Origin of the sequence: Bacillus solitudinis (assembly GCF_002797395.1) — a bacterium.
GTDB lineage: Bacteria > Bacillota > Bacilli > Bacillales > Bacillaceae_D > Halalkalibacter_A > Halalkalibacter_A solitudinis.
In genome coordinates this window covers 791,310-802,969 of record NZ_KZ454943.1, presented here as the reverse complement: position 1 = coordinate 802,969, position 11,660 = coordinate 791,310, and the positions used below count along the sequence as shown (strand labels likewise).

The 11,660-nt window shown below is 37.6% G+C and carries 13 protein-coding genes; 11 read left to right on the top strand and 2 right to left on the bottom strand.

What is annotated here, in order from left to right; translation table 11 throughout:
* Positions 1–10 precede the first annotated feature (10 nt).
* The 8 genes from argF (at position 11) to CEF19_RS03985 (ending at position 7,384) form a co-directional block, all read left to right on the top strand.
* A complete protein-coding gene (gene argF / locus CEF19_RS04020; protein ID WP_100404883.1) occupies positions 11–964 on the top strand; it encodes an ornithine carbamoyltransferase in 954 nt (317 codons plus the stop codon).
* A 67-nt stretch (positions 965–1,031) separates the two neighbouring features.
* Positions 1,032–1,217, top strand: coding sequence for a YjzC family protein (locus CEF19_RS04015; RefSeq protein ID WP_100404882.1), 186 nt, complete (start codon positions 1,032–1,034; stop codon positions 1,215–1,217).
* A gap of 239 nt (positions 1,218–1,456) precedes the next feature.
* Positions 1,457–2,194 carry an alpha/beta hydrolase family protein gene (locus CEF19_RS04010; RefSeq protein WP_100404881.1) on the top strand — a complete coding sequence of 246 codons (738 nt, stop codon included), beginning with the start codon at positions 1,457–1,459 and terminating at the stop codon, positions 2,192–2,194.
* Between the two features lie 39 nt (positions 2,195–2,233).
* The gene (locus tag CEF19_RS04005) at positions 2,234–3,136 is read left to right on the top strand and encodes an NAD-dependent epimerase/dehydratase family protein (protein WP_100404880.1); all 903 of its coding nucleotides are present in this window, start codon (positions 2,234–2,236) and stop codon (positions 3,134–3,136) included.
* A 315-nt stretch (positions 3,137–3,451) separates the two neighbouring features.
* Positions 3,452–4,957 carry a spore germination protein gene (locus CEF19_RS04000; protein WP_100404879.1) on the top strand — a complete coding sequence of 502 codons (1,506 nt, stop codon included), beginning with the start codon at positions 3,452–3,454 and terminating at the stop codon, positions 4,955–4,957.
* A gap of 5 nt (positions 4,958–4,962) precedes the next feature.
* Positions 4,963–6,066, top strand: a complete 1,104-nt coding sequence (locus CEF19_RS03995) for a GerAB/ArcD/ProY family transporter (RefSeq protein WP_100404878.1) — start codon at positions 4,963–4,965, stop codon at positions 6,064–6,066.
* Positions 6,050–7,171 (top strand): Ger(x)C family spore germination protein, encoded by a 1,122-nt coding sequence (locus CEF19_RS03990; RefSeq protein WP_157800875.1) that lies wholly within the window; start codon positions 6,050–6,052, stop codon positions 7,169–7,171. The genes CEF19_RS03995 and CEF19_RS03990 overlap by 17 nt, the downstream gene beginning before the upstream one ends.
* 66 nt (positions 7,172–7,237) lie before the next feature.
* Positions 7,238–7,384 (top strand): YycC family protein, encoded by a 147-nt coding sequence (locus CEF19_RS03985; protein ID WP_100404876.1) that lies wholly within the window; start codon positions 7,238–7,240, stop codon positions 7,382–7,384.
* A gap of 30 nt (positions 7,385–7,414) precedes the next feature.
* Here the strand turns inward: CEF19_RS03985 and CEF19_RS03980 are convergent, their stop codons facing one another.
* On the bottom strand, positions 7,415–9,007 hold the full coding sequence (locus CEF19_RS03980) for a peptide chain release factor 3 (RefSeq protein ID WP_100404875.1): 1,593 nt from the start codon (positions 9,005–9,007) through the stop codon (positions 7,415–7,417).
* A 616-nt stretch (positions 9,008–9,623) separates the two neighbouring features.
* Here CEF19_RS03980 and CEF19_RS03975 point away from each other — a divergent pair.
* The 3 genes from CEF19_RS03975 to CEF19_RS03965 all read left to right on the top strand — a co-directional run bounded on the left by CEF19_RS03975 (position 9,624) and on the right by CEF19_RS03965 (position 11,241).
* Positions 9,624–10,580, top strand: a complete 957-nt coding sequence (locus tag CEF19_RS03975; RefSeq protein WP_100404874.1) for a BMP family ABC transporter substrate-binding protein — start codon at positions 9,624–9,626, stop codon at positions 10,578–10,580.
* A gap of 94 nt (positions 10,581–10,674) precedes the next feature.
* Positions 10,675–10,848, top strand: coding sequence for a ComZ family protein (locus CEF19_RS03970; RefSeq protein ID WP_100408198.1), 174 nt, complete (start codon positions 10,675–10,677; stop codon positions 10,846–10,848).
* Between the two features lie 72 nt (positions 10,849–10,920).
* Positions 10,921–11,241: a hypothetical protein gene (locus tag CEF19_RS03965; protein ID WP_100404873.1), complete on the top strand. Its 321-nt coding sequence runs from the start codon at positions 10,921–10,923 to the stop codon at positions 11,239–11,241.
* Positions 11,242–11,271: 30 nt separating this feature from the next.
* Here CEF19_RS03965 and CEF19_RS03960 read toward each other — a convergent pair whose 3' ends face one another.
* On the bottom strand, positions 11,272–11,562 hold the full coding sequence (locus CEF19_RS03960; protein ID WP_100404872.1) for a hypothetical protein: 291 nt from the start codon (positions 11,560–11,562) through the stop codon (positions 11,272–11,274).
* Between the last annotated feature and the right edge of the window lie 98 nt (positions 11,563–11,660).

Sequence of the window (11,660 nt, the reverse complement as noted above, 5' to 3'; positions counted from 1 at the left end):
TGTCAAAATAATGGTAGCAACTAACAAAACAGGATTTGCAGGTCGTGATTTATTAACGCTGCTCGATTATACGCCAACAGAAATAAAACAATTGATAGATGATGCCCTATCATTAAAAAAGTCGCAAAAAAAAGGTGAATGCCCGCAATTGCTTGCGGGTAAGTCGCTCGGCATGATATTTGAGAATGCCTCTACACGAACTCGTGTCTCCTTTGAAGTTGGGATGACCCAACTTGGAGGACATGCCTTATTTTTAAGTCCGCGTGACATGCAGATTGGACGCGGAGAACCGGTTAAAGATACGGCAAATGTTCTTGCACGTTATGTAGATGGTATCATGATCCGTACAAATTCACATGAGACTGTTGAAGAACTTGCCAAATATGCTTCAGTACCCGTTATAAATGCTTTAACAGATGCATATCATCCTTGCCAAGCGCTTGCTGATTTATTGACAATTTATGAGCAAAAGCAGTCGTTCAAAGGATTAAAGTTAGCGTACGTTGGTGACGGAAACAATGTGGCTCATTCTCTTTTAGCAGCAGGAGCGAAGGTAGGAATGGATGTTGTTGTGGCAACGCCTGAAGGATATGGTGTAGATGAGACTATTTTAGTACGAGCACAAGAGGCAGCTAAAGAAACAGGTGCAAGCATTTCTACAACAATCGATCCCAAAGAGGCAGTAAAAGATGCGGATGTTATTTATACCGATGTTTGGGCAAGTATGGGATTTGAATCAGAGCAATCGTCACGTGAAGCAGTATTAGCCCCATATCAAGTAAACAGTGAGTTGGCTTCCTTAGCAAAAGATGATTTTATTTTTCTTCATTGTTTACCAGCACATCGTGGTGAAGAGGTTAGTGAAGATGTCATTGATGGAAAGCATTCCTTTATTTATGACCAAGCTGAAAATCGCCTTCATGCACAAAAGGCAGTGCTTGTAGCGTTAATGGCAGACCAATAATTCCCCAATGTACTCTTTCATGAATTATTGAAATAGGGTTATCCTAATTCTGAAGGAGGGAGTACACATGGGACAAAGCCATCAATTTGAGCCAGGACATAAGGCTCCAAATAACGGCATTTATGTTGAAATTGGTGAGACAGGAAGCATGGTGCAAAATCCAAAATCACTAAAACTCTCTGCTGGAGATACGTTTCCTGATACATCCAATCACAATCGCAAATGGACCTACGCTCCAAAGAGACGCCATTAAATAGTCGTGCTTGTCGCGACGGCAGCCGCCCGAAGGAAGGCTTGGTTTTAAATAGTCGTGCTTGTCGCGACGGCAGCCGCCTGAAGCCTAAAAAACTGTTCTACAAACCAAAGCCAAGCGAAAAATGCTTGGCTTTTTTATAGTTTTAATTTATTGTGAAATTTCAGCACATAGCTACTTCCCTTTTAAGGATTGTCTGCATACCGTAACATAAGAGCAAAGTTGAGGAGTGTCAGGGTATGTTACAGCAAAGGATTTGTATTGGGGGAGAATGGAGTTTACTTTACCTTCCTGAACGTCCTAATGGATTTGCAGTTTTTCTGTTATCAGATCATTCTGCACCTGTTGAAAAAGAGACAAGTATTTGGGAACAACACTTTGAGCGAAAGATATTTCTAAATGATTTAGTTGAAAAAGGCTACACGGTTTACACATCAAATCTATTTGGAAAACATTGGGGTTGTGGGAAAGCTTGTTCATTAGCAGAACAACTGTATCATCACATTCAAAAACAACAAATCTTGAATCCCCGTATCCATGTCTTTGCTGAAGGAATGGGGGCATTAATTGCACTTCATCTAATAGCAACTAAATCTGAAATAATTCGTTCAACTTTTTTACTTAATCCGTGTATTTACCTTCATTCGTACTATGAACAGGAAAAGAGGAATAGGCTTTATTATAAGCGTTTTTTGAAGGAATGGTTACAAGCTCGCAATGAAACAGATGAAACCTTAGTTGAAAATGCATGTAAAACAGCAGACATACAGCTACCTGAGGTCAGTTCACCCATTCTAATTATGCATGGAACGGACGAAAGGCGTTACCCACTGGCTAATCATAGCAGAGTCTTAGAAAAGCAATATGAAAAGCGTGAACCTCAAATTTCGCTTAGAGTATATGGAAAGGGAAAAACACATTCAAGCTTCTCACAGACAGTACATTCATATTACCAAGAAAATGAAAAAGAGCTTTAGTTTAATTTCTGATTAGAAAGAGCAGGGGAGGATATAAGTATGAAAAAAGTAATGGTGACAGGTGGATTGGGTTTTATTGGTTTCCACTTATGTCAACGACTCCTCGAAGAAGGTATTGAAGTCATCGCAATTGATGAGATGCCAGTAGACCGTTGTCATGAACAAGAAGAAATGCAAATGAGACTTGGAAGAAATGCACTTTTTCAGTTAATTGAAAACAAACTTGAGGATATTGATTTAAGTAACATTCTTCGTAATATAGATGTAGTTTTTCATTTAGCTGCACAAACGAAATATGATGGTAAATGGCCTAGGTTAGCAGAAATGATAGAAAATAATGTGAAAGTAACAACTAAATTAATTGAAGCATGTTCCAATAAAACAAGGATAATCTTTGCTTCAACAATTGAAGTATACGGTGAGCGGCCCGGTTCGATTACAGAGCGAACACCGACAAACCCGACCTCACCATATGGAATTACGAAACTTGCAAGTGAAATTATTTTAGAAAAAGAAGCAAAAAAGAAAGAAATTAACTATATTATTCTTAGACTTCCAACTGTTTATGGCCCGTGGCAACGGTCTGATATGACTTTTCAAAAGCTCTTATTAGGCGAAGAAGTAGATACAGTCTCGGTTGATCGTTCAATATTAGACGTTGTTTACGTAGATGATGTCATTGATGCCTTTATACTTTCAGCAACATCAACATTAGAAAACGAGATTATTCAAATTTCTTCCGGTCAATCAAATGAATGGTATACAGCTATAGAAGAAATCATAGGTAAAACAAATCGATTCACAGTGAAAAAAGTAAAAGCAACACTTTCTTCTGAAAAGGCTAATTTGATGTTAGGGTTCCAAGCAAAAACTACCCTCAAACAAGGGGTTGCCAAACAACGCCAACATATGAAACAATGGCACAAACAGCTAGGTGAGTAAGAAGAGGACGTGAACAAATGTGTAAGGGCGTCAAGCAATAGTCGGTATAGTCATCTTTGCAATCGTTACGATTCTAGTTTACTTTTTCTTTCATAGAGTGATAGGGCTAAATGATGGAATTAGTGTAGTTGGGTCACTAGTATTGGGATTTTGTACGGAAGTGATTTATCGAAGAATATTAAATAAATGAAACAAAAACCCCAATGGTACCGTTGGGGTTTTTGTTTTTGAAAAGCAGACTTTACCATGGTACATATTCTTAAAACATTTAGGGGATGATGACAAAAAGGAAGCAGTTGTATGTGAGGTGTAGCGATGTTTTTAAAGAAATATAAACAATTTATGAAAAAAAGGGTAGGCCCACAAACCCATAATCAAATGATTTCAAATCCTACAGAGAAGGCTCGAATTTCAAAGCAAGCGATTGCAAAGAGCTTGACCAACATTAATGACTTAATAATAAGAGACATAAAAATAGGAAACAAACAGGCAACGATGTTTTATTTAGCTACTCTCGTACAAACAAACGTACTATACCAAACCATTTATAAACCAATTGAGGAAACTGATTCAGAAAATCCAAGAGAGATATTCAAAGAGTATACTGAATTAAGGCCGGACCAGCTTCCAAAGCTTATTCATGATATTGTAAGTGGGTATACGGTTTTGTGTTTTGATGAATCGGGTTTATGTATAGAGATTGATACATACAGCGCTCCTGAAAGATCAATCAATCCTCCGGAGAATGAAACGACCGTTTTTGGACCTCAGGATTCATTTAATGAAAAGCTAGAGACCAATCTATCTCTTGTGAAAAGGAGAATTCGCTCACCTTATCTGAAGTCGAAATCAATTATTTTGGGCACAGAGACGAAAAATGAAGTTGTTGTTATGTATATGGAGAATATAGCGAACGATGATAACGTTCGACGGGTGTATCAGCGATTAAAGGAAATAAGGTTCCATGGTTTTATTGGGACACCAATTTTGAAACAGATGATGGAGGATAAGCCATTATCTCCATTTCCTCAGTTTGGAATTACTGTTCGTACTGATAATGCTGTAAATGAATTATTGAATGGCAAAGTAGTTCTGATGCTTAATGGAAGCCCTGAATGTATAATTATGCCAGCGACTTTTTTGGAAATGTTCTTCTCTCCAGAAGACTACTATAATCGTTGGACCACTTCAACGATGCTCCGTACAATTAGGCTGGTTGGGTTTATTATTTCAATTCTTTTAACATCAACTTATATATCTGTGCTCACCTTTCACCAGGAAATGTTACCACCACATTTACTTAGACTTCTAGCAGAGTCTAGGGCACAAGTTCCTTTTCCACCTGTTATGGAAGTACTGATCATTGAATTAGTTATCGAAGTATTACGGGAGGCAGGGGCGAGAATGCCAACCAAAATAGGACAAACAATTGGGATAGTTGGAGGGATTGTTATCGGAACGGCTGCAGTCGAGGCCGGACTTGCCAGTAATATATTAATCGTGTTAGTTGCAGTTACTGCCTTATTATCCTTTATTCCACCGAACTTTCTAATGAGTAATGCCATTCGCTTTATTCGCTACTTTTATATTATTGGGGCCGGATTCTTAGGGATGTATGGACAGATGATTGTTTTAGCATGGATGGTTAACCACCTTTCTAATTTAACATCCTTAGGTTCGCCTTATTTGACACCCATCGTCCCGAGAAAATGGACTGATTTATTAAACAGCATTTTTAAATCTCCTATAAGCTTCTTTATAAGCCGACCGGGTATTTCTAGAGCGAAAAAGGATTTAATTCAGCCGTTAGATGAGGAGTAGGTAATATGGATAGAGGCAATTTTAAGAAATTAAATAAATATCATGTTATTTTTTTGGCTCAAAATATCATGATTGGGATTGGTTTGTTTACATTGCCAACTGATATTTCTAAAGTAGGCTATAACCAGTGGTTAGTTCCAATTTTTCTCGGTATTTTAGCAAATTTGTCTTTGATTCCAATCATTTTTCTGTGTCAGAAATATCCAAATGACACATTATTCAAAATGAATGAGAATATTCTCGGTTCTTTTATTGGTAAAGGGCTAAATACGCTTCTGTTAATCTATGCTGTTGTTCAAATCTCTTCAGTTAGTGAAACATACTTAAAACTTGTTCAAACCATTACACTTCCACACTTTACAATGTTAGAAACATCAATTGTTTTCTTCATTGTCATGATCAACATCGTTCTTGGAGGAATTAAATCAATCGCTCGATTTTGTATGTTTGCCTTTTTTTTTACGTCATGGTTAGTCTACTATACGAGGTGGGCGTTTCAAGGAGGGAACTGGTTGCATGCAGTTCCAACGTTTGAAGTACCTCTGCAAGATTGGTTAATTACACTTCATAGTGGGGCAATTTCAATGTTTGGTTACGGTTTGATATTATTTTATTATCCCTATATAAAGGACCAACGAAAAGCGTTTTTGCACACGTCCATCGGAATTTGGATTGTTGTGCTTTTTTATGTAATTGTCACGCTAGCAAGTGTAGTATATTTTTCACAATGGCAACTTGACCATCTGAAATACCCGGTTCTTAATCTATTTCAAGCGGTACAATTAGCTTTTGTCGAACGAATCGAAAACTTCGGTACGACGCTTTGGGTTTTCCTCGTCCTTTCAACAGCCAGTGCCTATGCGTGGGTTGCAAAAAAAGGAATGGATGCTTTACTAACGAAGCATAAAAATCGGAACAGACATTTGTACTTTGTTGCAATCGTCTCATGGTTTTTATTTATTGGCCCAGTGCCTTATCAAGTTCAAGTTCTTTTACTAGATAAATGGCCGGTTTACTATGGTTATGTATTTCTCTCTTTACCTCTTATCCTGTTACTTATCCACAGCATAAGAGAAAGGAGGAAAAATGGATATGAGCGCCAAGCTTAACTTTTTACTGGTTTTAACGATGATGGTTCTCTTTGGCTGTCAAACCCCTGAATTAGAAGATCCTGTTATTGAAGATTTAGGAATGGTCGGAGTGATTGGATTTGATTATGTTGATGATGAGGATGTAAAAGTAACAGTTACTCTTCCTCAGCCAAACCAAGATGCACAGGAGGCGTATCAAAAATTTACAACAGTTGTTAAAATGCCGCACCAAGCGATTATGGACATGTCTACTTTATCAGAAAAAGTATTAACATTTGCGCAGCTACGTGTTGTTCTATTTAGTGAGGAGTATGCGAGAAAAATAGGGGTTTGGAAGGTGTTAGAAAATCTTTACCGCGATCCACGAGTGGGTACAAATGTTTATATTGCAATAGTAAAAGGGAATGTTGAAGAGATTTTAGGCGGTGATTATAAAGATAAACCCGAAATAAATATCTATTTACATGAGCTTTTAACTCCACGCCCGATGATGGCTTTTAGTCCTATTACGACACTGCATTATTTCATCAATCGAAAGACTGATGAAGTATCAGAACCATCTGTTCCATATTTAGAAAAAGTCGATGAGAGGTCAATAAAAATTACAAAAACTGCAATTTTTAAATCAGATAAATTGGTCGATACGATAGATCCAGAGGAAGCAAAATTGTTTGAAGGATTGAAGAAAAAAAAAGTTTTACCAGATATTGCGATTATGCTCCCCGGAGAAAAAACAGCTAAACAAGAAGAAGCTATGGTGATACTAAAATTCGTTGAGAATCGGTTTCATTCTAAAGTGAACGGTGATTTAGAGAATCCTGAAATATACGTCCATTTGTATGTTCGAGGTAGCATTGTTGACTACGGTGGTCAAAGAAATTTAGATTCAGTAAAGGAACGAAAAGAAATTGAGCAAAAAATTGGTAAACAATTAGAAGATAAAGTCATAAAGATTATGAAGAATTTTCAAGATATTGGTATAGACCCAGCAGGAATAGGGGAGCAATTTCGCTTGCAAAATTCAAAAGAATGGTCAAAGGAAAAATGGAATGAAGCTTTTAAAAATGCAAAGATAACAGTACATGTAGAGGCGAGAATTATTTCCTCAGGAACCATTCGTTAGAGGAGAAAATAGTTTCTGTATTGATGCAATTCATGTAAAATGAAGTTTAAAGGAGGAATGTTAACAATGAAACCATTACAAATTTCTGCAGAAACTGCTCAGAAGCTTTCGAAATCATTAAACGTTCCAATTGAGCAAATTATGCATATGCCACAGCATATTTTATTAGCCAAGCTAGCTGAGCTTGAAAAAGCGGATAAAGGCGAGGAATAAGAAAAGACTTGGAGTTTTCCAAGTCTTTTCTTATTTTGAACGATAAAAAGAATTCTCGTAAAACTCAAGCTCTGGGTATTTATCTATAGCAGTTCTCATTTGAAACTCATTTTCAAAAAGGACAACGATTCGCCCATCACGGTCTGTTACAAGATTACGTTGCAACCGCTTGAAGGTTTCCATTTGTTCTTCTGTTCCACCAACCCAGCGAGCAAAAGAAAATGGTAAGCGATCCAGTTGGATATCAACATGATATTCGTGTTTTAAACGGTATTCAAGAACTTCAAATTGAAGAACACCAACGACTCCGACAATTTGCTGTTCAGCAAAGCGGTTGTACGTTTTAAAAAGCTGAATAGCACCTTCCTCTGTTAATTGTTGCAGACCTTTTTCAAATGACTTGTGTTTCAATGCTTCCTTTACAGTGATGGCACTAAAGTATTCTGGAGAGAAGTGAGGCATCTCCGCAAATTCAAAGCCATTTCCTTCAACTAATGTGTCTCCAATTCTTAAATTACCTGGATCAAATAAACCGATAATGTCGCCTGCGTAGGCCTCATCCACAATGCTTCGGCTTTGGGCAAGAAACTGTGTCGGTTGGGCTAGTTTTAGTTGCTTACCAAGTCGGACGTGCTTTACAGCCATTCCACGCTCAAACTTTCCTGAAGTGATACGTAAGAAAGCTACACGGTCACGATGAGCAGGATTCATATTAGCTTGTATTTTGAAAATGAAGCCCGAAAATGATTTATGTGTCAAGGGATCAATAAGGCCTTCAGAACTTTCTCTAGGTGTTGGTGAAGGTGAGTGCTTTAGGAAATGCTCAAGAAAGGTTTGAACCCCAAAGCTTGATATCGCGCTGCCAAAGAAAATGGGTGTTAACTCCCCTTTTGCAACCATTTCCGCATCAAAGTCATCTCCAGCTACATCTAATAGTTCTAACTCTTCACGAAACTGAGCCACAAGACCTTCGTCTCCAATGGCCTCATCTAGCTTAGGATCCTCGGGACCTGTTAATTGAATAACATCGATCGCTTTTGGATTTTTGGGGTTATAAAGTTCTAACTTTTTTTCGTGACGGTCATAAACACCTGAGAACGATTGACCCATTCCGATAGGCCATCCCATTGGGTACGAACGAATACCAAGAAGGTTTTCAAGTTCCTCCATTAGTTCAAATGGATCTCTTCCTTGGCGGTCTAGCTTGTTCATAAATGTGAAAATGGGAATCCCTCTCATTTTACAAACCTTAAATAGCTTCTTTGTTTGTGCCTCGACCCCTTTTGCAGCATCGATGAGCATAGCTGCGGAATCAGCAGCAGTTAATGTACGATACGTATCCTCACTGAAATCTTCATGTCCGGGTGTATCTAATATGTTGACATGATAACCATCGTATAAGAATTCAAGCACTGAGCTAGTGACGGAAATTCCACGTTGCTTTTCAATTTCCATCCAGTCACTCATCGCATGTTTACTGTTTTTTCTTCCTTTTACTGTTCCGGCCTCTCGAATCGCTCCACCAAATAGTAAAAGTTTTTCGGTAAGTGTTGTTTTACCCGCATCGGGATGTGAGATAATCGCAAACGTGCGGCGCGATTGGATCGCTTGTTCGTATGTCATGCTTGTTCCTCGTTTCTTAAAATAGAATGTCCCTTCATTATAACAATCTTAGAGAGATGGGTCATCTTTTCCTCATAAAAATATTATTACTAAGTATCTGTTTAAAATGAGAGCACTAAAAAAAGGTGAAAATCAGAGGACACTGAAATAGGGTGCTTTTCCTATTTCAGTGCCCTCTTAATAATGCGCGGAACCGTTGCCCGGTTTTGAAAAGCCTCGCTATGCGTGGTTTTCTGGATAGCAAGGCGCGCAACGAGTGAAGCCATTAGTGCTTCCTCGAAATGCTTTCAACGGGTTTTTCAGCGGCCTTGAAAATCCTACCTTTTTTATGGACTCACGGATTTTCACTTTTTTTCAGTAGACTTTTTAAAATTGAGTAGTTTTTTCATTATTAAACAAGGTTTCACCTAAGAACATTACATTCTGGTTACAATTTGTCGAATGGCATCATGTCCCAAAGGGATTTAGAATAAGAATAACGAATAGTAGATTATTGTAGGAAGGACCTAGTTACATGGGAGTCTTTTGTACTAGTTCACTTTTTTTTCGGTAAAAGCAAGAAAATTCCTTTATACTATACTAAAAACAGGATAGGTTTAAATGGGGAGAGTGTTACATGCGTATTCAACAATTTCTGTTTCTTTTTCTACCAATTATAATAATGGTGGCTGGGTGTAAACCCGTTCCAGATACGCCATCATTACAAGGAGTTGGCCTTTTATTAGAAGAGACAATTGATGACCAAGGATGGAATAGTAAAGGTTATCAAGGATTATTAGGCATTCATAGTAATTTACAAGTTGATGTTTTTTTTAAAGAAGATGTAAATACATTTGAAAAAGTTGAAAGAGCTGTTTCTGACTTTTCACAAGATGATGTAAATCTTGTATTCGGTCATGGGCGGATTTTTGCTGACTTTTTTTCCGAACTAGGAGAGAAGTATCCGGATATTCATTTTGTTAGTTTTAATGGTGATGTTACAGGTAGTAATGTCACAAGTCTGCATTTTGAGAGTTACGCAATGGGTTATTTTGCTGGAATGCTTGCATCAAAGATGAGTAAAACCGGACATGTTGGAGTCATCGCAGCTTATTCTTGGCAACCAGAAGTGAGAGGCTTTGCAGATGGAGCAGTTTACAAATCCGATACAGAAGTTCACGTTGATTATGTCAATGATTGGTCTAATGGAGAAAGGGCATTAGAGTTTCTTCGTGATATGAAGAATCATCATCAAGTCGATGTTTTTTATCCAACGGGAGATGGCTATCACATTAAGGTCATTGAGCAAGTGAAAACTGAAGGGCTTTACGCAATTGGTTACATTGGAGACCAATCTGACCTAGGGGAAAAAACCGTTCTTACAAGTACAATTCAGCATGTTGATGAACTATACGAGCTAATCGCTGAGCAGTTTCATAAAGGGGATCTCGAAGCAGGAAACAAAAGCTATGACTTTCAACAGGGTGTAATCTCACTAGGGTCTTTCAGTCCCGATGTCCCTGAAGAAATAAGGTCGGAAATGCTAGAAGTTGTAGAGAATTACATTCAAACTGGAGAATTACCAACAAATTAATAACCGAACTACTTGCTTTCCGTGAGTAATCATAGTATCTTAAACGATAGATATTGTGAAAAATAAGAGGTGGCAAAAATTGAGTAATCCTGAGATGAATATGAAATTTATGCAAATTGCAATGAAACATCTTCCACATGGAAAGAAGTTTTTAGACGACAAAGGCATTGAACTTAATATGGAAGATTTACAACCCATGCTTGAATTATTACTTAATGTCATGTCTGAAGCATATGAACTTGGAAAGAAAGATGCAGAAACGAACTAAACAATCGAACAGGCTCGCCGGATCATTTATTCCGGGTCGAGCCTTTTTATTTTAAAGAAAAGGAGTCTTGTTATGAGCAGACAAGAGAAGTTAAAAGAATTGGCAAAGGAAATGAAGGAAGGTTACAAGTTAGTAAAAGAAAAAAAGGATGCAGAAGCAATTGAAAAACTTAGGCCTTTTATTATATTAATGAGACAGAGTCAAGCTGAACAAATTCGTTTATTTGTTTATTATAGCTTTGCACAATTCCGTACAGGGGACATCGATGGTTTTCTTGAAACATATGAAAATGTGAAGGGGATGTCACCGAAAAATGATGAAGAAAAAGAGCTTAAAAATCAAATTGATGACCTTTTTATCAATATAATGGAAGAATTAAAAAAACTTCAATGAATCTGAGAACCAAGTATGGAAGAAGCCAATTTATTTATCTTTGGCTTCTTCTTTTTGCTTGGTAAAAAAGGTTTGTATGACCCCAACCAATGGACCAAGTTTCTGGATTACTGGTCCAACAGTTTGAACAATTGAAATTATTTGTGCTAGGTGTTCCGTTGAAATTTGTTGATTAGATGTTGGAGTCTCTTCCTCAATTTTTTCTTGGATCTGTTCGTTTATCTCTGTGTTTTCTACGGGAGGATTTGCTTGTGTTCGAGGAGGACCAAACATTAGTTCAGAGAAAACATCTCTTTCGACTGCTTTCTGATTTTCTTCCATATTAATCACCTTTCCCTTCTTTCCATTTAAGATAGTCTATGGTTAAAGAACTCTTGTTGTGTAAGGGTGTTTGCCTGTTTATTCTTGGTATCTAGACA